This is a genomic window from Actinoplanes xinjiangensis (genome assembly GCF_003148685.1).
In the GTDB taxonomy this organism is placed as follows: domain Bacteria; phylum Actinomycetota; class Actinomycetes; order Mycobacteriales; family Micromonosporaceae; genus Actinoplanes; species Actinoplanes xinjiangensis.
Genome location: NZ_QGGR01000002.1, coordinates 352,928 through 375,967 on the forward strand (window position 1 = coordinate 352,928; position 23,040 = coordinate 375,967).

Sequence of the window (23,040 nt, forward strand, 5' to 3'; positions counted from 1 at the left end):
GTGACGATCCCCACCTCGAGCATCGAGCAGGTCATTCCAGGCCAGGGGGCGATGGCCCAGCCGGAGGCCGGCAAGCCCGGCAAGGCCAAGCGCCGGCGGTTCCTGTTCCTGAGCAACCGCAAGGCCGCGACCGGCCTGATCATCCTCGGCATCTACATCCTGCTGGCGATCATCGGCCCCTGGATCGCCCCGTTCGACCCGGGTGCCCGCGGCGCCGACCTGATGCAGGGCCCCTCCTCCGCGCACTGGATGGGAACCACCCACCTGGGCCAGGACGTCTACAGCCAGCTGCTGGTCGGCACCCGCAGCGTGATCTTCGTCGGTTTCCTGGCCGGCATCGTGGCGACCGTGCTGTCGGTCCTCATCGGGGTCACCGCGGGCTACGTCGGCGGCAAGACCGACGAGGGCCTGTCCGCGCTGTCCAACGTCTTCCTGGTGATCCCGGCCCTGCCGCTGATCATCATCGTCACGTCGATCATGGAGAACGCCGGCGAATGGGTGGTCGCCCTGGTCATCGGCTTCACCTCGTGGTCCTGGAACGCCCGGGTGCTGCGGGCGCAGACGCTGTCGCTGCGCCGGCGTGACTACGTCGAGGCGGCCCGGGCCACCGGTGAGCGCAGCTGGCGGATCATCATCTTCGAGCTGCTGCCGAACCTGACCGCGGTGATCGCCTCCGGCTTCGTCGGCACGGTCATCTTCGCGGTGCTCTCCGAGATCACCCTGGCCTTCATCGGCATCACCTCCGGCAACACCTGGAACTGGGGCACCATCCTGTTCTGGGCGCAGGGCCAGCAGGCCCTCGCCCGCTCGGCCTGGTGGTGGTTCGTCCCGGCCGGCCTGGCCATCGCGATCCTCGGCACGGCGCTCTCGCTGATCAACTTCGCGATCGACGAGTTCGTCAGTCCCCGGCTCCGCAGCGCCGGCAAAACCAAGATCAAGACCAATACGGGGCGTACGGTCCGCATGCGCATCGGTTTCACGCCGGTCCTCAGCAACTCCCCCGAACCACACACCCGTGCCCGGCCCATCCCGGCCGTCGACCCGCACGGCGCCACCCCGGTCGTACGAGAGGAAGCCACGCCATGAGCGACCGGAGGGAGCTCATCATCGAACTCAGCCCGGAGAGTCATGACGGCCCGGAGCGCAGCGGAGGGTTGTCATGAGCGAGCCGGTTCTCGAGATCAAGAACCTCAACGTCGGGTACGGACTCGGCGACCAGGGTGTCCGCGCGGTCCGCGACGTCAACCTCACCCTGCACCGCGGTGAGGTGCTGGGCCTGGCCGGGGAGAGCGGGTCCGGCAAGTCGACCCTCGCCTACGGCATGACCCGCCTGCTCGCGCCGCCCGGGGTGATCACCGGCGGCCAGGTCATCTACCACCCGGCCGAGGGTGACCCGTACGACGTGCTGGCCCTCTCCGACGAGCGGCTCCGCAAGTTCCGGTGGGCGGAGACGGCGATCGTGTTCCAGGGCGCGATGAACTCGCTCAACCCGGTGCACAAGATCTCCACCCAGCTCACCGACGTGCTGCAGGCCCACGAGCCGAAGATGAGCGAGACCAGCCGGCTGGCCCGTGCCCGGGAGATGCTCAAGCTCGTCGGCATCGCCCCGGACCGGATGGACGCCTACCCGCACCAGCTCTCCGGCGGCATGCGCCAGCGCGTCATGATCGGCATGGCGCTGATCCTCCAGCCGCAGGTCGTGATCATGGACGAACCGACCACGGCGCTCGACGTGGTGATGCAGCGGCAGATCCTCGGCCAGCTCATCGAGCTGCGCGAGCGGCTGGGCTTCTCGGTCATCTTCATCACCCACGACCTGTCGCTGCTGGTGGAGTTCTCCAACCGGATCGCGATCATGTACGGCGGCCGGATCGTGGAGGAGGCACCCGCCTCGGCCATCTACAAGGACGCGCTCCACCCGTACTCCCAAGGGTTGCTGGGGTCCTTCCCGGCTCTGAAGGGCCCGCGCCGTGAGCTGACCGGCATCCCCGGCTCGCCGCCCGACCTGAAGGGCATGCCGACCGGGTGCTCGTTCCACCCGCGGTGCCCGAAGGCGTTCGACCCGTGCGCCGGGAACATCCCGGTGCTCGGCCGGCCCGGCACCGGGGACGGCCGGACCCGCTCGGTGGCGTGCTGGCTGCACCCGACCGGGGAGCCGGTGGGCTGAATGGACTTCACCTGGGGAGTCGCCACCTCGGCCTATCAGATCGAGGGCGCGGCCGCCGAGGACGGGCGGACCGCGTCGATCTGGGACACCTTCGCCCGTGACGTGGTCGGCGAGACCGGCGACGTGGCCTGCGACCACTACCACCGGATGCCGTCGGACGTACAGCTGATCAAGAGCCTGGGGGTGAACGCCTACCGGTTCTCGGTGTCGTGGACGCGGGTGCAGCCCCACGGCCGCGGCCCGGCCAACACGCGCGGACTCGACTTCTACGACCGGCTGGTCGACGAGCTGCTGGCCAACGGGATCGAACCGTGGCTGACGCTCTACCACTGGGACATGCCGCAGGAGCTGGAGGACGCCGGCGGCTGGCCGAACCGGGACACCGCGTACCGGTTCGCCGAGTTCTCCGAGATGGTCTTCGCACGCCTCAACGACCGCGTCCGCAACTGGGGGACGGTCAACGAGCCGTGGTGCGTGGCCTATCTCGGTTATGAGCACGGCGTGTTCGCGCCCGGCCGGCGCGACGTGGCCGCGGCCACCGCGGCCGCCCACCACCTGCTCCTCGGGCACGGTCTGGTGGCCAACTCGATCAAGCGGCCGGACAACAACATCTGCATCCCGCTGAACATCGGCACCGCCACCCCGGCCTCGGACGATCCGCTGGACGTCGCGGCGGCGTGGCGGGCCGACGGCAACGTGGCACGGATCTTCCTGGACCCGCTCAAGCACGGCCGCTACCCGGCGGACGTGGTCGAGGACCTCGCGGCCCGCGGCTACGAGCTGCCGGTCCGCGACGGCGACCTGGAGATCATCTCCCGGACGCAGATCGACACGCTCGGGGTCAACTTCTACTTCGGGCAGGACTTCGCCGGCCGCGACCTGGACGGCAACACCGTCGACGCGGCCGGGCAGCCGGTGGTCCGCGAGATCAAGCCGGACGTGCCGCAGACCGACCTGGGCTGGCCGATCACCCCGGACCGGTTCACCACGCTGCTGCTGCGACTGCACCGCGACTACGGGTATCCGCTCGTGGTCACCGAGAACGGGGCGGTCTACCCCGACCACCCGGACACCGACGGCTTCGTCGAGGACACCGAACGGACGGCGTACCTCGCGGCACACGTCGACGCGGTCGCCGCGGCCCGTGCCGAGGGTGCCGACGTGCGCGGCTACTTCGCGTGGTCGCTGATGGACAACTTCGAGTGGGCGGAAGGCTACGCGAAGCGGTTCGGTCTGGTGCACGTCGACTACGAGACACAGCGGCGCACCCCTAAACGCAGTGCGCTGTGGTTCCGGGATCGCATAACGTCCGCTCCATGACCGACTACCTCGAGATCAACCGCGCCAACTGGGACGAGCGGGCGGCGCCACATGCGGCGTCGCCCGGCTACCAGGTCCAGAAGTTCGTCGACGACCCGGCGTACATCAGCGACGTGGTCCGCTTCGACCTACCCCGGCTCGGCGACGTGTCCGGGCTGCGCGGGGTGCACCTGCAGTGCCACATCGGCACCGACACGATCTCGCTGTCCCGGCTCGGGGCGCGGATGACCGGCCTGGACTTCTCCGGGGCATCCCTGGAGCAGGCCCGGTCCCTCGCGGCCCGGGCCGGCGCCGACATCCCCTTCGTCCAGAGTGACGTCTACGCGGCCCGCGAGGTCCTGGACGGCGAGTTCGGCCTGGTCTTCACCGGGATCGGGGCGATCGGCTGGCTTCCCGACATCAGGCGCTGGGCGCGGACCGTGGCGTCGCTGCTCGCCCCCGGCGGGCGGTTGTTCATCCGTGAGGGACATCCGGTGCTGTGGTCCCTCGACTACGACCGTACCGACGGACTGCTGTCGATCACCGAGCCGTACTTCGAACAGAAGGAACCGCAGATCTGGGACGAGCCGGGCACCTACGTGGAGTCCGACCACGAGTTCCAGCACACGGTCACCCACGAGTGGAACCACGGTCTCGGCGAGATCGTCACCGCCGTCCTCGAGGCCGGGCTCGTCCTGACCGGCCTGGAGGAACACCAGAGCGTGCCGTGGGAGGCCCTGCCCGGCCGCATGCACAAACTGGACACCAAGGAGTGGCAGCTCACCGAAAAGCCGGAGCGGCTGCCCCACACCTATACGCTCCAGGCGCGCAAGCCCGTTTAATGATCGCCTCCGCCGGGGTATGAGCCGCTCATTCCCCGGCTTGGAGGCTCTCAATGCGTATCGGTGCGGTCATTCTCGTCATCTGGCTCGTCCTCGGCGTCGTCGCCGCCTACGAGCGTGGTTACTTCTCCGACAGCGAGGACGCCAGCTGCGCGGAAGCCGGCACGGTCATCGTCACGACCGTGGCCGGTCCCCTCAACTGGATGGGCGTCAACCCGAAGATCACTTGCGACGTGCCGGAGCCGAGCAAGTAGACCCCTACCGCAGCAGACCCCGCTCGTCGATGTGCCGGGTGGGCTCGCCGAAAAACAGCTCCGGATCGGCCGGGCCCACCGCGATGTTCAGCGTGTCCTGCCGGTACTCCCCACGGCCGACGTCGATCCGCTGCCCGGACATCCGGTAGTTCACCTGCCAGCGCAGCCACTCACCCGGCGCCAGCCAGACGGCCGACGGTCGGCGACCCCGCGACGGGTCGCCGAGCCGGGCCGGGAGCAGCTCCACGCGTACCCCCTTGTCCGCCCGGACCAGACGCAGACCGGACCGCGCGAGGCCCGGCTCGCGCTCCGGAGGCTCCGCGCCGATCGACTCGATCGGCCGAAAATCATTACGCTCGGTGATCATCACCTCGTGCACCACACTGCGCCACCTCGCGGGCAGACGGAAGCCCTGGGGCACCGCGCTCCGGAGTGCGGCCCCCGGACCACCCCGGGAACGTCTGGTCCACTCGGTAGTCACCCACTGCGTCACGACGTCCACCGCTCCCCCTTTCCCGCAGGCGCCATCCTCCCTGGTTGAAGCGCACGGGAGCACGGATTATTCACGTGGTGGACACCTCTGCGCCGACGGCGCGCCGAAATCGATCCAGGGCTTGATCTGGAGCGCGCTCCAGGTTCTACGGTCGATTCGGACAGCCGGGAACGAAGAGGAGACCATCATGGAACTGCGACCCTTCGGCCGACTCGGCCGTATCAGCGCGCTCACTCTCGGTGGCGGCGGAATCGGTGGTGTCTGGGGTGGCACCGACCGCGCCGAAGCGGTCGCCACCGTCCACGCCGCCCTCGACGCCGGCATCACCATGCTGGACCTGGCGCCCAGCTACGGCACCGGCTTCGAGTCCGAAGTGGCCGTCGCCGACGCGCTCCGCGGGCAGACCTCCGACGTCATGATCACCAGCAAGGTGCAGCTGCCCGACGACGACGGCCGCGACTTCGCCGCCCGCATCCGCGGCAGCCTGCACGCCAGCCTCACCCGCCTGGAACGCGACCACCTCGACGTCCTCGTCCTGCACACCCAATTCCGCCGGTCCGGGACCGTCCTGCCCGGAACGATCGACCCGGCCGGATACCGCGACGAGATCGTCCCCGAGTTCCTCCGCCTCCAGGAAGAAGGCAGGATCCGGGCCTGGGGCATCACCGCCGTCGGCGACCCGGCACCCATCCTGGAGGCCTTCGCCACCGCCCCGCGGCCCGACACCGCCCAGATCGTCGTCAACGCCCTCGACCAGAACGGCGACCTCTGGATCCACGGCGACACCGTCCGGCCCGACAACGCCGCCCTGGTGCGTACCGCCGCCGACGCGGGCGTCGCCGTCACCGCCATCCGCGTCGTCGCCGCGGGCTCCCTCACCGACGCCCTCGACCGCACCGTCCCCGACGATCACCCGGCCGCCGTCGACTTCGCCCGCGCCGCACCGTTCCGCGCCCTCGCCGCCTCCCTCGGCGAGAGTCCCGCGGGGCTCGCGTACCGGTACGCGCTGAGCGTTCCCGGCGTCGCCAGCGTCATCCTCGGCGTCAAGAACCGCACCGAACTCGCCGAATGCCTCGCCGCCGAGGCTCGCGGTCCGCTGGCCCCCGACGAGCTCAAGGCGGTCACCGCCCTCACCGACTGATCCCCGGCCGCCGGCGCCGCGTTCTCACCGCCTCGCCGGCGGCCCCTCACCCGTCCGATCCCGGTGCCGCCCGCGCCACGCCCCACCGGCCTCGCCGGCGGCCCCTCACCCATCCGATCCCGGAGCCCGGGCCGCGTCCTAACGCCTCGCCGGCAGCCCCTCAGCCGTCTGACCCGACCGCCTCGCCGTCGGCCCCTCGGCCGCCTAACCATTCCCTACACGCCCAATCACCGCAGCGGCCCAGCCCGGATGCCAGAAAGCGTCTGCCTCCGGAGCCTGGCCGGCGGCCGCCGATCTCTCTGGCTGGTCGTCACCGCTGTCTCAAGAGCCGCGAGACAGCGGTGACGACCAGCCAGGAAGATCGAGCTGGCTCTCACCGCTGTCTCAGAGCCTTTGAGACAGCGGTGACGGCCAGCCGGGGCGTATGCGGTCCCGGATGGCCGGGCCGTCCGGTGTCAGGACAGCTTGCGGATTCAGCACCGGCACCGGGCGAAACGAGGCCGCGAGCCATCCCCGTAGCGGCCGACGTGGTACCTCGGCCACGGCTCGTGGGGTGCGGGCCTGGCCGCGGCAGCTCCGGCAATGGCGGGTGGCGCAGTTGCGGCTTGCCGACCGGACCGGGCGGGTGGCCCCGTTGCGGCTTGCCGACGGGGACCGGGCGGGTCAGGTGAGAAGTGGGCCGCCGGGTGCCTGCGGTTCCAGTTCGGTGATGTGGGCGGTCGTCGCCTCGGGGCGGCCGTGGTACTCGGCGGGAGTGTTCTGGAACAGGACGACCCGCCAGCCGGGCAGCCGCAGTTCGGCCACCAGCGTCTGGACCGCGTTGGCTGCCGGATCCAGGGTCGTGCCGTCCGGCGGGATCATGCCGGCGATCGATCGGATCAGGACGGCTCCCGGGCCCAGGAGACGGATCTCGCGCACTCTGGCCACATAGGTGGCGGTCGGGTGGTCGTGGAAGATCGGCGTCAGGTGCTTGGCGACCTCCGGACCGTCCACCTGACTGCCGTCGAATCCGACCAGAACCCCGTCCTCCGCGAACAAGCTCCCGAACCGGTCAGCGTCACGCTCGTTCCAGGCGGTGAGCAGATCCCGGTACAGCTCTCGGACTCCTGTTTCAGCACGCGTCACACCCATGCCGAGAACAATCCCACGCCGACACCGTCGATGGCGACCACTCGCCCGGTCGAACGCCATCGTCGGCGCCAAAGACGGTCGCGTAAGACCTCCGAAATCCGCGGCTCCTCGCGGAAAATGCAGAACTGCGCCTCCGGTCGCGGGACGCCCCGAAACGCCGCCTCCGGTCACGGGACGCTCCAGAACTCCGCCTCCGGTGGCGGGACACTCCAGAACTCCGCCGCTGGCCGTGGGGGCCAGAACTCCACCGCTGATCGCGGGAAGCCTCAGAACTCCACCGCTGATCGCCAGACTTTGCGGCTGGTCGTGAGCGCTGTCTCGGGAGGCTTGAGACAGCGCTCACGACCAGCCGGGGTTCACCAGAGGGGGCGGATGCGGCCCGGGGTGGCGAGGTGGGTCAAGGCTCTGCGGAGGGCGGCCGCTTCGCCGGGGGTCAGGGTGGCGGCCAGTGGGGCGAGAGTGCGAGCGGCCGCGCGGTCGGCCGCCCGTGTACAGGCGTGACCTTTTTCGGTCAGCACCAGCAGGCGGGCTCGGGCGTCGGTGGGATGGGGGCGGCGTTCCACGTACCCCTTGCGGATCAGTTCCTCGGCCATCTGGCTCGCCGCCTGTTTGGTGATCTCGAGGTGTTCGGCCAGGTCGGTGGCGGTGGCGCCGCCGCCGGACAGGCGGGCGAACGCGAAGCCGTGTGCGGGGCGGAGGTCGGTGAAACCACTGGCCCGTACATCTGCGTCGATGCCGTCGACCAGCGCGCGAGCCGCGCTGAGGAGAAGCACCGGGAGGTCGCGGAGATCGTCGTGCACAGAGGCAGTTTGACATATCGGTCAAGCTGCTTGACTATTTGGTCAAGTAGCTTGACTAGTTGAGGAGTGGGCATGGCGATTCATCGCGGTACCGAGGCTGTGGTTCACCGGCTGCACGGGAGCGTCTTCCACGCTTTCGCGTCGCCGTCGACCGGCAGCCGCGAGTTGTGCACCTGGCGGGTCGAGATAGCTGGCGGGGTGACGGGCGTGCCGCATCGGGTGGGCCGGGAGGAGGTGCTGATGGTCTCGGCCGGCGAGCTGTCGGTCAGTCTGGACGGCGTCGCCGGGCGCGTCGGAGCAGGCGATGTCCTGGTCGTGCCGGCCGGCACGGAGTTCCGCGTGGACAACGAGGGAACCGGGACCGCTTCCGCCTGGGTCACCACGAGCGTCGGGTTCGAGGCGACCCTCCCGGACGGGACCACCATCACCCCGCCCTGGGTGAGCTGACCCGGCACTCATCGCGCAGCTGACCAGGCAGTCGCGCAGCTGACCCGGCAATGGGCGGCCGACCAAGCGGTCACGCAGCTGACCCCGCAGTCATCGCGATGTTGATCCGGCATTTGCGCGGCCAACCAGGCCGCCCCGCGACTGACCCGGCAACGGGCGGCCGATCAGGCGGGTCAAGCAGCTGACCCCGCCCCCATCGCGCAGCTGATCCGGCATTTGCGCAGCGGACCAGGCCGCCCCGCGACTGACCCCACCCTCATCGCGGAGCCGGCCCGACGGTTGGGCGGCCGACCAGGCAGTCGCCGCAGCTGAGCCCACCTGCGTCGGGCAGGCGGCCGGGAGAAAGGCATCGCCGGGCGGAGACTGCTCCCGCCCGGCGATGAAGGAACAAAACGTCAGTCGCGCTCGATCAGGTGCCCGATCAGCTGCGGGCCCATGATGACCGCGTTGCCGGAGCCGTCCCGGCGGGCGTCGGGCTCCGGGAGTTCGACCGGGTCACCGGTGTTGGAGGCGCCGACCGGGCGGGGGCCGACCCAGGCGACGGTGAGCCGCGTCTCCCCCTTGAGGAACCGCTGGACCCGGACGCCGCCGGTGGCACGGCCCTTGGCCGGGTACGACGCGAAGGGTGACACCTTGACCTGGGTTCCGGTCGCGGTGACGACCATGGGCTCACCGTGTGCGGTGTCGGAGGTGACGACGGTGTTGAAGGAGATCACCTCGGCGTCGGGGGTGAGGTTGACGCCGGCCATCCCGCCGCCCTTGAGGCCCTGTGGTCGCACCAGCTTGGCCGGGAACCGCAGCAGGCTCGCGTCGGACGTGACGAAGACGAGGGCTTCGGCGCCGTCGGTGAGCCAGGTGGCCTGGAGGACCTCGTCGCCCTCCTTGAGGGTGATCACCTCGAACTCGTCGGAGCGGACGGGCCATTCCGGCGCGCACACCTTGACGATGCCGAACTTGGTGCCCATGGCGATACCGGGTGACTCGCCGCCGCCGAGCGGTGCCATGCCGACGACTTTCTCGCCCTTGTGCAGGGGCACCAGCTCGGACGCCGACATCCCGCCGCGGAGGGAGACGGTGCCGGACTGTTCGGGCAGGACCGGCAGGGTGAGTACGTCGGTCTTGAAGGCCCGGCCGCGGTTGGTGACGAGCAGGATCCGGCCGCGGGCGGTGGAGTGGATGATCGCGCGGACGGCGTCGTGTTTGACGCGGCCGCTGCGTTTGCGGGCCTCGGTGGACTCCTCGCTCTCGGCGGCGGTCCGGGCGATGAGGCCGGTCGCGGAGAGGATGACCTGGCAGGGGTCGTCGGCGACCTCGAGAGGGCCGGCCGGGACGGAGGCGGCGAGGACCTCCTTGAGGTCACCGTCGATGAGGGTGGTGCGGCGGGCGGCGCCGAACTCCTTGGCGACGGCGGCCAGCTCGTCGGAGACGACCTTCTTGAGGACGTCCTCGTTGTCGAGGATGCGGGTCAGCTCGGCGATCTCGGTGCGCAGCCGGTCCTGCTCGGCCTCCAGCTCGATCCGGTCGAACCGGGTGAGCCGCCGCAACGGCGTGTCGAGGATGTAGGTCGCCTGGATGTCGGAGAGACCGAATTCGGTCATCAGGCCGGACTTGGCGGCGGCCGCGTCGTCACTGGCGCGGATCAGCGCGACGACCCGGTCGATGTCGATCAGGGCGATGAGCAGACCGTCGACGAGGTGCAGGCGGTCCTCGCGCTTGGTCCGCCGGTAGAGCGTGCGCCGGGTGACGACGTCGTAGCGGTGCTGGACGAAGACCTCGAGCAGTGCCTTGAGCCCCAGCGTACGGGGCTGCCCTTCGACGAGCACCAGGTTGTTGATGCCGAAGGAGCTCTCCAGCGGGGTGAGCCGGTAGAGGTCGGCGAGCAGCGCCTGCGGGTTGACGCCGATCTTGCACTCGATGACGAGGCGGGTGCCGTGCTCGCGGTCGGTGAGGTCCTTGACGTCGGCGATGCCGGTGAGGCGGGCGGCCTGGCGCTGGCCACGCCGCGGGCCGGAGGTGATGACCTTGCCCTTCACCTCGTCGGTGATCGCCTCGATGATCTTCTCGGCGCCGACGCCGTAGGGCAGCTCGGTGACGGTGATGGCCTGCCGGCCGCGGCCGCCCTCGAGCAGGCCGGTCTCGGCGCGGGCGCGGACCCGGACGACGCCGCGGCCCGTCTCGTACGCCCGGCGCACCTCGTCGAGGCCGAGCAGCTGCCCGCCGGTGGGCAGGTCGGGCCCGGGAACGAAGCGCATCAGCTCGTCGAGGTCGGCCGACGGTTTCTTGATCAGGTGCCGGGCGGCCGCCACGACCTCGCCGAGGTTGTGCGGGATCATGTTCGTCGCCATCCCGACGGCGATCCCGGACGTGCCGTTGACCAGCAGGTTCGGGAAGGCGGCGGGGAGCACCCGGGGTTCCTGCTCGGACCCGTCGTAGGTGGGCTTGAAGTCGACGGTGCCCTCGCCGAGCTCGCCGACCAGCAGCATCGCCTCGCGGGACATCCGGGCCTCGGTGTACCGGGCGGCGGCCGGGCCGTCGTCGGGGGAGCCGAAGTTGCCGTGGCCGTCGATGAGCGGCGTGTTGAGCGAGAAGTCCTGGGCGAGCCGGACCAGGGCGTCGTAGATCGCGACGTCGCCGTGCGGGTGGTACTTACCCATCACGTCGCCGACGACGCGGGCCGACTTCACATAGGGCCGGTCGGGGCGCTGCCCCTGCTCGGACATGGACCAGAGGATGCGCCGGTGCACGGGCTTGAGACCGTCCCGCGCGTCCGGGAGGGCGCGCGAGTGGATGACCGAGTAGGCGTACTCCAGGTAGGAGTCCTCCACCTCGGTGGTGAGCGGGTTGTCGATGACCCGGGCGCCCGCCTGGTCGAACGCGGACAGGTCGACGCGTTTGTCGGATTTTCGGCGTGCCATTGGTAGCGGACCTCTCAGGCGTCGATCGTCTCTTGGTCGATCCGGCCCGCGGCCTCGATCAACCAGTTCTTCCGGGGCTCGACCCGTTCACCCATCAGCAGTTCGAGGGTGGCTTCGGCTTTCTCGGCGTCCTCGATGGTGATCCGCCGGACGGTGCGCTCGGCCGGGTTCATCGTGGTGTCCCACAGCTCGTCGGCGTCCATCTCACCGAGGCCCTTGAACCGGGGCACCGGTTTCTGGACCTGACGGCCGGCGCGCTCGATACGGGAGACGGTGCTCTCCATCTCCTGCTGGGTGTACGTGTAGAGGGTCTCCGCGTTGCGGCCCTTGGTGACCACCTTGTGCAGCGGTGGCATGGCGGCGAAGAGCCGGCCGTTCTCGATGACCGGCCGCATGTACTTCGCGAAGAGCGTGATCAGCAGGGTCCGGATGTGCGAGCCGTCGACGTCGGCGTCCGCCATGATCATGACGCGGCCGTAGCGCATCGAGCCGATGTCGAAGGTACGCCCGGAGCCGGCCCCGAGGACCTGGACGATCGCCGAGCACTCGGCGTTGTCGAGGACCTGCTGGAGGCTCGCCTTCTGCACGTTGAGGATCTTGCCGCGGATCGGCAGGAGAGCCTGATACTCCGAGGAGCGGGCCATCCGGGCGGTACCGAGGGCCGAGTCACCCTCGACGATGAAGAGCTCGGAGCGGTCGATGCCGATGGCCCGGCAGTCGACCAGCTTGGCCGGCATCGACGCGCCCTCGAGGGCAGTCTTGCGGCGGGCCGCGTCCTTCTGCTGTTTCTGGGTGAGGCGGACCCGGGCCGCGTCCACCACCTTCTGCAGGACGGTCCGGGCCTCCGTCTTGGTACGCCGCCCGTCGACCCATTCCTTCAGATACGTCTCGACGAGGCTCTGCATGACCCGGGCGACCCCGGCGGTGGACAGCTCGTCCTTGGTCTGCGAGGTGAACTGCGGCTCCGGCACCCGCACGTGGATGACCGCGGTCATGCCCTCGAGGAAGTCGTCCAGGACGGGCGGCTCCTCCTTGGGCTTGAGCAGCCCCCGGGCGTTGCGGATCGCGTCGGTCAGGGCACGCACGAGGGCCCGCTCGAAGCCCTTGCGGTGCGTGCCGCCGTGCATGTTGCGGATGGTGTTGGTGAAGCACTCGACGGTGCGCTCGTAGCCGGTGCCCCAGCGGAAGGCGACCTCGATCTGGGCGTGCCGGACCACGTTGGACTGCATCACGCCGTTGGCGTCGGCCGCGTTCTCCTTGTAGGTGCCCTCACCGGTGACCAGCAGGGTGGCGGAGACCGGCTTGTCGGAGGCCGGGCTGAGGAAGTCCACCATGTCGGCGAGGCCGTTGGGGTAGTGGAACGTCTCGGTCGCCGGCTCCTCGGCGGTCGCGTCGAACAGCGTGTACTGCACGCCGGGGACCAGGAACGCGGTGTTGCGCAGCTTGGTCCGGACGGCGTCGACGTCGAGCCGGGCGCCGGTCTCGAAGTAGCGGGCGTCGTACCAGTACCGGATCGAGGTGCCGCCGGGCTCGCCCCGTTTCATCCGGCGGATCACCCGCAGGCCGGGCTCCCGGCTGAACGGCGCCTCCGGCCCGGGGCCGTCGAAGACCCCGGGGACGCCGCGCTGGAACGAGATCTCGTGGACCTTGCCGTCCCGCTTGACGGTGACGTCGAAGCGCAGGGCGAGCGCGTTGACCGCGGACGCGCCGACGCCGTGCAGGCCGCCGGAGGTCTTGTAGCCGGAGCCGCCGAACTTGCCGCCGGCGTGCAGCCGGGTGAGCACCAGCTCGACACCGCTCAGCCCGGACTTGGCGTGCACGTCGGTGGGGATGCCGCGGCCGTCGTCGTCGACCTGGACCGAGCCGTCGCTGTGCAGCGTCACGGCGATGCGGGTGGCGTGGCCGCCGACCCCCTCATCGGTGCAGTTGTCGATGATCTCGTTCGCGAGGTGGTTGATGCCTCTGCTGTCGGTGGACCCGATGTACATGCCCGGGCGTTTGCGGACAGCGTCGAGCCCTTCGAGGTGCGTGAGGTCGTCAGCCCCGTACAAGGTCTCTGGTTGCGCGGTCACGAGGCGGCACTCCCGGTCAAGCCATGGTGGTCGAGGACGGCGCGAGCCTACCCGGCCCCTACGACACTTCTGCCCCAGGCGAGGCAGGTCTAGACCAGTCCGTGGCCAAAATAGGGATGATCCACCCCAAGAAGTGCGCTACACCACAGTCGCCAGCGACACGGTCTGCGGCTGAAGAGCCCGAAAGAGGTCCAGCGGGTACGGCTTGCCCGGCACCGACACCGGAGGCAGCTCCTGGTAGGCGATGAGCGTGTCGGTCACGTCGCGGGTGGCCGAGCAGACCACCACGGTGTCGTGCGGCGCGTAGGCCTGGAGCCGGGCCGCCGTGCTCACCACGCTGCCGCTGATCATCCCGTAGCCGCCGTCGAATGCGGCCAGCGGATCGACGATCACCTCGCCGGTGGCCAGGCCGACTCTCGTACGCACGCCGAACCTGCCGGCCAGAAGGCGCCCCCTCAACGCCTCCTGGACCGACAGGCCGGCCCGCACCGCGGAGGCGGCCGCCCCCGGGCCGAATCCCTCCTCCGCGGCGCCGAACACCGCCATCACCGCGTCTCCCACGTACTTCTCGACGATGCCGCCGCAGTCACGCACCACGGCCGCGACCGTCGAGAAGTAATCACGTTGCAGCGCCCGCACCTCCGCGCAGTCCAGCCGGTCCACCAGAGCGGTGAAGCCGACGATGTCGACGAACAGCACGGTTACGGTCTGACGCCGCTCCTGAACGGCACTGATGACGGTGCTCATGTCTTCGCTCCCCCAGATCACTGCGTTGACCGGGAGTACGGTGCCAGCCAGGGACAGCACGCGGATCCGCAGAACGACGTATCTCTGACAGCATCGAATTCCGTCGTTTTTGTGACGCAGAACAGTCCGAACCGACGACATAGTGATAGGCGGATACGGATTAGGCTGCCGGGCATGGCCAGACAGGGGGACGAGGGGCCGCTTGTCGGGCGCACCGGCACGCTGGCCGATGTTCAGTCCAACCTCCGCAACGTCGGTCCCGGCGGGACGGCCGCGGTGTTCGTGACCGGGGAGAGCGGCGTCGGCAAGAGCCGGCTGCTGCGGGAGACCGCCGACGCCCTGCGCGGGACGGGTTTCGCGGTGCTGTTCGGCACCTGCCTCGACATCGGTGACGCCTCGCCGCTGCACCCGGTGCTGCAGGCGCTGCGCCGGCTCGACGGCTCGGCCCCGGCGGGTGCCGCCGACGACGCGGGCGCGCTGCTCGAACGGGTGTCGCGTGACCTGCGGGCGATCGCCGGGGACCAGCAGCTCCTGCTGGTGCTCGACGACCTGCAGTGGGCCGACCGGAGCACCCGCCAGCTGCTGCTCTATCTGCTCGCCGGGCTCGGTGACGTCCGGGTCTCGGTGCTCGCCGCGATCCGGGCCGAGGCGCTGCACGGCACCCACCCGCTGCGCCGGGTGCTGGCCGAGCTGCGGCGCCTGCGCTCGGTCCGGGTGGTCGATCTGGCCCCGCTCAGCCAGGAGCAGACCCGGGACCTGGTGACCGCGATCGTCGGCGGCACGGTGGCCCTGGAGGACGCCGACCGGGTCTTCAAGCGCAGCGGCGGCAACCCGTTCGTCGTCGAGGAACTCTCCCGTGACCTGCGCGACGGGCGGGTCGAGCTGTCCGACACGCTGCGCGAGATCTTCCTGTCCCGGGTCGACGAGCTGCCGCCGAACGCGCACACCGTGGTGCACGCGATCGCCGCCGGTGTCGAGCCGGTCGAGCACGCCGTGCTGGCCGGGGTGGTCCCGTTGCCGGAGGACCAGCTGATCGAGGCGGTCCGGGCCGCGGTCACGCACCGTTTCGTGGCCAGCGACCGGGACGGTTACAAGCTGCGGCACCGGCTGGTCGCCGAGGTCCTGGAGCAGGAGGTGCTGCCGGCCGAGGCGGCCTCACTGCACCGGCGGTACGCCGAGACGCTGGAGTCGGTGGACGGCGAGCCGGACAACGCGCGGCTGGCCTTCCACTGGCAGCGGGCCGGCGAGCCGGACCGGGCGCTGACCCCGGTGGTGGCGTCGGCCCGGGCCGCCGAGCGGATGTACGGCTTCGCCGAGGCGCACCGCTACTGGACGATCGCGCTGCAGCTGGCCGGGGAGACCGACCGTCGCCGTACCGAGCTGCTGGGGCACGCCGCCGAGTCGGCCCACCAGTGCGGCGAGCACCTGCTGGCGCTGGCCCGGCTGGAGGAGCTGGCCGGCCGGTCCGATGCTCCCGGCCGGTCCGAGTTGCACCTGCGCCGGGCCCGTTACCTGGCCTCGGCCGGCCGTTCGGCGACCGCCGAGATCGAGTATCAGCGGGCCCTGGAGGCGCCGGACTGCACCCCGCGCCGGCGGGCGTCGGCTGCGGCGTACCTCGCTGAGCTGCTGTTGCATCTGGGCCGTTATGCCGACGCCAACCAGCACGCCCGGGAGGCGCTGGAGCTGGCCGCGGTCAACGGCGCCACCACCGATCTGGTCCGGGCGAGCGCCGCGCTGGGCTTCAGCGCCGCGTTCCGCGAGGACCCGGACGCCGGTCTGGCGGTCATCCGGCACGCCGTGGAGATCGCCGAGCGGTCCGGGCACCCGGACGACCTGGGCGTGGCTTACCTGCACCTGGCGGAGCTGCTGGCCGGCCCGCTGAACAGCATCGAGGAGGGCGTGCTGGTGGCCCGCCGCGGCGCCGATCTGCTCGCCGCCCGCGGGGTGGGCCGCACCTACCAGACCCGGCTGCTGGCGATCGCCGCGAAGGGGCTGTTCCGCAACGGTCAGTGGTCCGAGGCGTACGCGGTGTTGGAGACCGCGATGCGCAACCACCCGTCCGGCGCCGACGCGGTGGAGCTGCTGCTCGCCCGGTCGCAGCTGTGGGTCGGTTTCGGTGAGGTGGACAACGCCCGCCGCGACCTGGACGCGGTGGCGACGCTGCTGGCCGGCGGCGGGGCGCGGCACGTGTTGCCGATGTTGACGCTGCGGGCCGGGCTGGCGATGTGGCAGGGCGAGCACGCCGAGGCGCGGGCCGCGGTGCAGCGTGGCCTGACCGAGACCCGTTCCGACGACCTGGTGCTGCTCGGGGTGCTGGCCTGGCACGGTCTGCGGGCCGAGGCGGAGGCGCACGTGGCCGGTCAGCCGACCGACGCGGGGGCCCTACGCCGGCTCCGGACGGTGGTGGATCGCCTGGTCAAGGGAGTGGTGGACGCGCCGCCCGCGGTCCGTGCGGTGGTCGACGGCTACCTGGACCTGTGCACCGCCGAGCTGAGCCGGGTCGAGGACCGGCAGGATCCCGAGCCGTGGGCACGGGCGGCGGCCATCTGGGACCGGCGCCAGCAGCCGTACCCGGCGGCCTATGCGCGGTTGCGGCACGCCGAGGCGTCGCTGCAACGGCGGGTCCGGCGGACGTCGGCGATCACCGGCCTGCGCCAGGCGTACGCGACGGCGACCGCGATGGGTGCGCGCCCGTTCGCGAACGAGATCGTCGGGGTGGCGCAGCGGTTCCGGGTGACGCTCGGCGACGACGTGCAGGTGCTGCCGGCCGGGCCGGAGCGGGCCGCCGACGAGCTGTCCACGCTGACCGGGCGGGAGCGCGAGGTGCTGGCGGCGGTGGCCGAGGGCCTGACCAACCGGGAGATCGGTGAGCTGCTGTTCATCAGTGAGCGGACCGTCGGCGTGCACCTCGGGCACATCTTCGACAAACTCCAGGTACGCACTCGCGTACAGGCTAGTCGCGTCTTCCTGACAGCGGCCTGACCAGGCAATCGTTATCCGGCCGTGACATACGTACACGGAATACGTCGTTCTACCGATCCGATGACGGACCCCCGGTGGAAGTGTAGGCGCCACGGGGGAGCACCGCCCGGCGACAGGCTTCGCCGGGCGGTGCTGGGGGCCCTCCGTTGCCTTTGCATCACCCACGGAGGAACCCATGACCCAGCCCATCTGGGGCCCCGTACAGCAGGAGATGTCCGATCTCCTGCAACGGCACCCCGACGACGTCCCCGGAGTGGTCGACCTGCTCGCGCAGCTGCAGGTCGCTCTGTGCCGCGTGCCACCGTTGCTCGATGGCAACCCACTGGCCGACTTCAACAAGCTCTATCTCACGATCACCGAGAACGTGCTGGAGCGTCTCTACGCCGGCAGGTTCAAGGACCCGGCGTTCCTCTCCCGGCTCGATGTCGAATTCGCGGCCCGCTACTTCGACGCCCTGCGCTACTGGACCGAGGCCAGCCCGGCCTGTCCGGGCGTGTGGGCCGGCCTGTTCCACCGGATTCCCGGGCCGGACGCGCGCGCCCTGCCGTCCGCGATCGCCGGCGTCAACGCGCACATCAACTTCGATCTGCCGTTCGCCCTGGTCACCACGTTCGACCACCTGGGCAGCGACCCGGTCGACGGCAGCGACCAGCACTACGACTATCTCCAGGTCAACGACATCTTCGCCGATGAGATCCCGGGTCTTCGCCGCGGCTATCTGGACCGCTGGCAGCTGCTCATCGACACGATGAACGGTGATCTGGACGACTGGTGGCAGGGCGAGATGGTGGAATACACCCGGAACGTCGCCTGGCGCAACGCCCAGAAGATCTGGGCGATCCGGCACGATCTGGGTGCGCTCGACAAGGAGCGCCGCCGCCTCGACAACACCGCTACCGGCCTGGGCAAACTGCTGCTCTCACCGTTCGGCAGCTTCCTGCAGTAGGACGTCAGCCGGTCATCAGCCGATGATGACCAGGCGGGCCGTGACGGCTGACCCGTCACGGACCCCGCCGACGCCCACCCGCACGCCGGGACGCACCGCGCCACGCTCGGCCTTCTTCCGGTTCTCGGTCACCCGCAGCCGGTCGCCGAAGGTCCAGGTCACCTCGTAGCCGTCGGACGACTTCACGGTGAAACCCTTGTCGTCCGCGGTGGTGACCTCGCCGCGCTGCACCACGACGGTGCGCTCCTCGCCCTCGCGGGTCCGCACCACCACCTCGCCGTGCAGCGTGTTCTTCCGCAGCAGCTTGCGCACCGCGCGGGGCCGCACGCCCGGCGAGTCCGTGGCCGCATCCCCCGCGCCGCCGGCGTCTCCGGCCTCGAAGCCGACCTCCTGCAGGGCCACCATCTCGACGGCGGCGTCGGCGACATCGGCGGCGGGCGCCTGGGCGCCGCATCCGGTCACCGCGAGAGCAACGGCAAAGATCAGAACCTTCATCGATGTACGAGCCATGTGCACCATGTTCGACATGAGGCGATCGGGCCGTATCAGACCCATGTTCGAGTTCGGTAAGGAAAGGACCCACGAGCCGGCCGCCGGCTACGGTTCGCGGGCCTGGCCCGGCCGGGCGGATCCGGGGAGTTCGACGGTGAACATCGCTCCGCCCTCCGGTGCGTGACCGGCGGTGATCCGGCCACCGAGACGGGTCACCAGGCGCGCGGCCAGGGCCAGGCCGAGCCCGCTGCCCACCTGGCGCACCCCGCGGTACCGCCGGTTCAGTTCGCCCCGTTCGAACGCGACGGCCAGGTCGTCGTCGGTGAATCCGGGACCGCCGTCGCGTACCTCGATGATCCCGGTGCCCTCTTCGGCCCGCACCGCCAGGACCAGCGGCGCCCCCGCCGGGACCACCCGCAGGGCGTTCTCGCAGAGGCCGTCGAGCACCTGGCGGATCCGGCCGGGGTCGGTGCCGACGGTGACCGGACGGTCCGGCGTCCGCACGGTCAGCACCGGCCCACCGTCGGCGCACCGCGCGGCCCAGGCCTGCCCGGCCTGCCGCACCAGTTCCGTCAGGTCGACCTCGGTGACGTCCAGGGGCAGGTCGGCGGCCTCCAGCCGGGAGAGCACCAGCAGGTCCGAGATGAGCCGGTCCAGGCGCTGCGCCTCGGCGAGCACGGTCGACCCGGCGGCGGCCGTGTCGTCGCCGGCGATCACCCCGTCGGCGAGGGCCTCGGCGTATCCGCGGATGGTCGCGAGCGGGGTGCGCAGCTCGTGCGACACCGACAGCAGGAAGTCGCGTTCCCGGCCCTCGCTGGTCTGGAGGGCGGCCGCCAGCTGGTTGAACGCGTCGGCGAGCCGGACCGCCTCGGCCGGCCCGGCCCGGGCGATCCGCACCGAACGGTCGCCGGCGGAGAGCCGCCCGGCGGCGGCCGCCGCCAGCCCGATCGGCCGGGCCACGAACCTGGCCAGCAGGGCGCCGGCCAGGACACCGCCGACCAGGCCGGCCAGCAGAGCCACCCAGACCCCGCCGAGGATCCGCCACCCGATGCCGGAGGCGACCCGGCGGGTCAGGACGACACCACTGGAGACGCCCGGGAGCGGCCGGCCGACGATGAACGACGCCCGCCCGCCGATCAGGGCACGCACGTCGACGGTCTCGCCCGCGAGGACCCGGCGGAGCACCCGGGGCGGCAGTCCCTCGCGGTCGACCCGACCGTTTCTGATCAGATAGATCTCGATGTCCTGAGCCCGGAGCCGGTCGGCGATGCGCCGCCGGGCAGCCGGCCTCTCGTCGGTGAGCGACTCGACCGCGAGGACGCTCTTGTCCATCAGCTCGGTGCGGATCTGCGCGTTCACCGAGCGGACCGCGATCGGCACCGCCACCAGTGCGGTCACGATCACGGCGACCACCGCGGTCGCGACGGTGACCAGCACGGCGCGGCCGGTCAGCGTACGGAAGAAGTCACGCATCAGCGGTGTACCCGACGCCGCGGACGGTCCGGATCAGGCCGGCGGACGGGCCGAGCTTGGCGCGCACCTGGGCCACGTGCACGTCGACGGTCCGGGTGCCGGCATGCGACGCGTAGCCCCAGACGGCGGCCAGCAGCTCCTCCCGGGTGAACACCCGTCCCGGACGGCCCAGCAGATGCGCGAGCAGGTCGAACTCGGTGGCCGTCAGGGTCAGCGGGATGCCCTCCACGGTGGCGGACCGGCGGCCGGGGTCGAGGATCAGAGGGCCGAGGGACCGTACCCGATCGGTCTGGCCGGCGACCGTCGCCCGGCGCAGCAGCGCCTTGACCCGCGTCACCAGTTCCCGGGGGCTGAATGGCTTGGTCACGTAGTCGTCGCCGCCCAGCTCCAGGCCGAGGATCCGGTCGACCTCGTCGTCCCGTGCGGTCAGGAAGATCACCGGGGTCCAGTCACCGTCGTCCCGCAGCCGGCGGCAGATCTCCGTCCCGTCCAGTCCGGGCAGGGCGATGTCCAGGATGCACGCGACCGGGCGCAGCCTGCGGGCGGCCGCCAGCCCGGCGGTGCCGTCCCGCTCGACGTGCACGCCGAATCCCTCCCGGCTCAGGTAGAGCCGGACCAGGTCGGCGATCGGCCGTTCGTCCTCGACCACGAGGACCAGCCCCTTCCCCGGCGCGCCCGTCACCGGCCCATCATCGGCTTCCCCACCCGGTACCGCGTTCACCAGGTCATCATGCCGTTGTCCGGGCCCCCGGAACGTTCGAGGAAGGTAAGGACCGCCGCAGACCCGACCGGGTGATGTGTGCGCGTCGCACCGGGCGGCCCGGCGTCGGCGGTTCTGCGGCCACGACCAGCGGCCCACGGGCGCTGGTCGCGCTCCCAGAAACGCTGTGGAAGCGCTTTCCCGACGTGCTATAAAAGCGACAGCGGGGTCCACCGGGCGGGATCGCCGCCCCCATGAGCGGGGCGAGGCGTCGCACACGGGGGGACGCCTCGCCCCTTCCCTGCACCGCGGCCGGCCGGCACGGGGCGGCCGGCCGTGCACAGTGCTCTGCGCCTGGTCAGGATCTGGGTCACGTCCGTGGCCCCGCTGGTCCACGATCAGAACCAGCCCAGCTCCGCCGCTACGAGCGGCTGGCTCTCACCGCTGTCTCAGGTCCTCTGAGACAGCGGTGACGACCCGCCGGCCTGCCTACCGGATGTGGCGGGCGCGGTGGGTTGCGGTCGGGGGCGGCCGACGGCGTACCGGAAAAAGGGGTTCGGTCTCCGGGGTTCGGGAACGATGGGTGGCATGGCCTATGTGAATCCGGCGGGTGAGTTCTCCCGCGATCAGCGGTACATCGCCACGCGGATCACCGCTGACGGGCGCGACGGTTTCCCGGTCGAGGCGGGGCGATACCGGCTCGTGGTGGCGCGGGCGTGCCCGTGGGCGAATCGGGCGATCATCGTGCGGCGGCTGCTGGGCCTGGAGGACGCGCTGTCGATGGGCGTCTGCGGGCCGACGCACGACGAACGGAGCTGGACGTTCGATCTCGATCCGGGCGGGCGCGATCCGGTCCTCGGCATCGAGCGGCTGCGCGACGCGTTCCTGGCGCGCTTCCCGGATTACGACAAGGGCGTCACCGTTCCCGCGATCGTCGACGTGCCGACCGGAGAAGTGGTCACCAACGACTTCCCGCAGATCACCCTCGACCTGTCGCTGGAATGGACGCGATTCCACCGGCCGGGTGCGCCGCAGCTGTATCCGCCGCACCTGCGCGACGAGATCGACGAGGTGAACGAGGGCGTCTTCGCCGATGTGAACAACGGCGTGTACCGGGCCGGATTCGCGGGCACGCAGGAGGCGTACGAGAAGGCGTTCGACCGGTTGTTCGCCCGTCTCGATCAGTTGTCGGAACGCCTTTCCGGGCAGCGCTATCTGGTCGGCGACACGATCACCGAGGCCGATGTCCGGCTGTTCACCACGCTGGCCCGCTTCGACGCGGTCTATCACGGCCATTTCAAGTGCAACCGGAGCAAGCTGGCCGAGATGCCGGTGCTGTGGGCCTATGCGCGGGACCTGTTCCAGACGCCCGGCTTCGGGGACACGATCGATTTCGTGCACATCAAACGCCATTACTACGAGGTGCACCGCGACATCAACCCGAGCGGGATCGTCCCGGCCGGCCCGGATCTTCGCGGCTGGCTGACGCCGCACGGCCGCGAGTCCCTGGGCGGCCGGCCGTTCGGTGACGGCACTCCCCCGCCCCCGCCGAACCCGGCCGAGACGGTCCCGGCGTCACACTCCGCCGAGCAGGTCCCGCAGTAGGGCATTGAGCTGGGCGCTCTTCTCCGGGGAGAGGTGGGCGAGGAGGCGCTGCTGCTCGGCGAGACCGGCGGCGACCGCCTCGTCGGCGATGGCGTGCCCCTGCGAGGTCAGGCGGACCAGGATGCCGCGGCGGTCGTTCGGGTCGGGTGAGCGGGCGACCAGACCGGCCTTCTCCAGGCGGTCGAGGCGGGCCGTGGTGCCGCCGGTGCTGAGCATCATCGACGCGGCCAGGGCACCCGGGGAGAGCTGGAACGGGTCGCCGGAGCGGCGCAGCGTGGCCAGCACGTCGAAGTCGGCGCGGGCGATGCCGAACCTGGCGTAGGCGCGCTCGGTGGCGTCGCCCGCGAGGCGGGACAGGCGATAGATACGTCCGAAAACGCCCATGGCTTCGGTGTTCAGGTCGGGGCGTTCGCGGGCCCATTGGCCGAGGATCCGGTCGATGTCGTCGGTCACGTTCCCCATTCTCTTGATGACAAGCCTCTCGGCAAAGTTTATCTTTACGTCGAGATACTTTACGTCGAGGGAGTTGGTTCG

20 protein-coding genes are annotated in these 23,040 nt (G+C 70.7%); 10 read left to right on the top strand and 10 right to left on the bottom strand.

Going from position 1 to position 23,040, the window contains the following annotated elements; translation table 11 throughout:
- The 5 genes from BC793_RS05125 (at position 1) to BC793_RS05145 (ending at position 4,562) form a co-directional block, all read left to right on the top strand.
- On the top strand, positions 1-1,086 hold the full coding sequence (locus BC793_RS05125; RefSeq protein WP_109589681.1) for an ABC transporter permease: 1,086 nt from the start codon (positions 1-3) through the stop codon (positions 1,084-1,086).
- A gap of 73 nt (positions 1,087-1,159) precedes the next feature.
- On the top strand, positions 1,160-2,167 hold the full coding sequence (locus BC793_RS05130; protein WP_109589683.1) for an ABC transporter ATP-binding protein: 1,008 nt from the start codon (positions 1,160-1,162) through the stop codon (positions 2,165-2,167).
- Positions 2,168-3,487 carry a GH1 family beta-glucosidase gene (locus BC793_RS05135; protein WP_109589685.1) on the top strand — a complete coding sequence of 440 codons (1,320 nt, stop codon included), beginning with the start codon at positions 2,168-2,170 and terminating at the stop codon, positions 3,485-3,487.
- On the top strand, positions 3,484-4,308 hold the full coding sequence (locus BC793_RS05140; protein ID WP_109589687.1) for a class I SAM-dependent methyltransferase: 825 nt from the start codon (positions 3,484-3,486) through the stop codon (positions 4,306-4,308). Before BC793_RS05135 ends, BC793_RS05140 begins: the two co-directional genes overlap by 4 nt.
- Positions 4,309-4,361: 53 nt before the next feature.
- Positions 4,362-4,562 (top strand): hypothetical protein, encoded by a 201-nt coding sequence (locus tag BC793_RS05145; protein WP_109589689.1) that lies wholly within the window; start codon positions 4,362-4,364, stop codon positions 4,560-4,562.
- Between the two features lie 4 nt (positions 4,563-4,566).
- Here the strand turns inward: BC793_RS05145 and BC793_RS05150 are convergent, their stop codons facing one another.
- Complete coding sequence (locus tag BC793_RS05150) at positions 4,567-4,944, bottom strand: hypothetical protein (protein ID WP_239170110.1); 378 nt, start codon at positions 4,942-4,944, stop codon at positions 4,567-4,569.
- Between the two features lie 298 nt (positions 4,945-5,242).
- Between BC793_RS05150 and BC793_RS05155 the strand changes: the two genes are divergently transcribed.
- Positions 5,243-6,196: an aldo/keto reductase gene (locus tag BC793_RS05155; protein ID WP_109589694.1), complete on the top strand. Its 954-nt coding sequence runs from the start codon at positions 5,243-5,245 to the stop codon at positions 6,194-6,196.
- 663 nt (positions 6,197-6,859) lie between these two features.
- Here BC793_RS05155 and BC793_RS05160 read toward each other — a convergent pair.
- Both BC793_RS05160 and BC793_RS05165 read right to left on the bottom strand, forming a co-directional pair.
- A complete protein-coding gene (locus BC793_RS05160; protein WP_109589696.1) occupies positions 6,860-7,327 on the bottom strand; it encodes an SgcJ/EcaC family oxidoreductase in 468 nt (155 codons plus the stop codon).
- A 356-nt stretch (positions 7,328-7,683) separates the two neighbouring features.
- Positions 7,684-8,127 (bottom strand): MarR family winged helix-turn-helix transcriptional regulator, encoded by a 444-nt coding sequence (locus tag BC793_RS05165; protein WP_239170109.1) that lies wholly within the window; start codon positions 8,125-8,127, stop codon positions 7,684-7,686.
- 72 nt (positions 8,128-8,199) lie between these two features.
- Here BC793_RS05165 and BC793_RS05170 point away from each other — a divergent pair, with 72 nt between their 5' ends.
- A complete protein-coding gene (locus BC793_RS05170) occupies positions 8,200-8,574 on the top strand; it encodes a cupin domain-containing protein (protein ID WP_109589698.1) in 375 nt (124 codons plus the stop codon).
- Positions 8,575-8,969: 395 nt separating this feature from the next.
- On the opposite strand, the gene BC793_RS05175 is transcribed toward BC793_RS05170, so the two are convergent.
- The 3 genes from BC793_RS05175 to BC793_RS05185 form a co-directional block, all read right to left on the bottom strand.
- Positions 8,970-11,489, bottom strand: coding sequence for a DNA gyrase/topoisomerase IV subunit A (locus BC793_RS05175; protein WP_109589700.1), 2,520 nt, complete (start codon positions 11,487-11,489; stop codon positions 8,970-8,972).
- A 14-nt stretch (positions 11,490-11,503) separates the two neighbouring features.
- Positions 11,504-13,561 (bottom strand): DNA gyrase/topoisomerase IV subunit B, encoded by a 2,058-nt coding sequence (locus tag BC793_RS05180; RefSeq protein WP_109589702.1) that lies wholly within the window; start codon positions 13,559-13,561, stop codon positions 11,504-11,506.
- A 138-nt stretch (positions 13,562-13,699) separates the two neighbouring features.
- On the bottom strand, positions 13,700-14,308 hold the full coding sequence (locus tag BC793_RS05185; RefSeq protein ID WP_109590364.1) for an adenylate/guanylate cyclase domain-containing protein: 609 nt from the start codon (positions 14,306-14,308) through the stop codon (positions 13,700-13,702).
- Positions 14,309-14,482: 174 nt separating this feature from the next.
- On the opposite strand from BC793_RS05185, the gene BC793_RS05190 reads away from it, so the two are divergent.
- Together BC793_RS05190 and BC793_RS05195 are read left to right on the top strand one after the other, a co-directional pair.
- Positions 14,483-17,290: a helix-turn-helix transcriptional regulator gene (locus tag BC793_RS05190; protein ID WP_109589704.1), complete on the top strand. Its 2,808-nt coding sequence runs from the start codon at positions 14,483-14,485 to the stop codon at positions 17,288-17,290.
- A 175-nt stretch (positions 17,291-17,465) separates the two neighbouring features.
- Positions 17,466-18,236 (top strand): DUF5995 family protein, encoded by a 771-nt coding sequence (locus BC793_RS05195; protein ID WP_109589706.1) that lies wholly within the window; start codon positions 17,466-17,468, stop codon positions 18,234-18,236.
- A 15-nt stretch (positions 18,237-18,251) separates the two neighbouring features.
- Here the strand turns inward: BC793_RS05195 and BC793_RS05200 are convergent, their stop codons facing one another.
- From BC793_RS05200 to BC793_RS05210, 3 genes are all read right to left on the bottom strand, one after another.
- A complete protein-coding gene (locus BC793_RS05200; protein ID WP_109590366.1) occupies positions 18,252-18,746 on the bottom strand; it encodes a hypothetical protein in 495 nt (164 codons plus the stop codon).
- Positions 18,747-18,833: 87 nt separating this feature from the next.
- A complete protein-coding gene (locus BC793_RS05205; RefSeq protein WP_109589708.1) occupies positions 18,834-20,201 on the bottom strand; it encodes a HAMP domain-containing sensor histidine kinase in 1,368 nt (455 codons plus the stop codon).
- A complete protein-coding gene (locus tag BC793_RS05210) occupies positions 20,194-20,883 on the bottom strand; it encodes a response regulator transcription factor (protein ID WP_109589710.1) in 690 nt (229 codons plus the stop codon). Before BC793_RS05210 ends, BC793_RS05205 begins: the two co-directional genes overlap by 8 nt.
- 606 nt (positions 20,884-21,489) lie before the next feature.
- Between BC793_RS05210 and BC793_RS05215 the strand changes: the two genes are divergently transcribed.
- Positions 21,490-22,506 carry a glutathione S-transferase family protein gene (locus BC793_RS05215; RefSeq protein ID WP_109589712.1) on the top strand — a complete coding sequence of 339 codons (1,017 nt, stop codon included), beginning with the start codon at positions 21,490-21,492 and terminating at the stop codon, positions 22,504-22,506.
- Here the strand turns inward: BC793_RS05215 and BC793_RS05220 are convergent.
- The gene (locus tag BC793_RS05220; RefSeq protein ID WP_109589714.1) at positions 22,477-22,968 is read right to left on the bottom strand and encodes a MarR family winged helix-turn-helix transcriptional regulator; all 492 of its coding nucleotides are present in this window, start codon (positions 22,966-22,968) and stop codon (positions 22,477-22,479) included. The two genes, BC793_RS05215 and BC793_RS05220, sit on opposite strands and share 30 nt — an antisense overlap.
- Between the last annotated feature and the right edge of the window lie 72 nt (positions 22,969-23,040).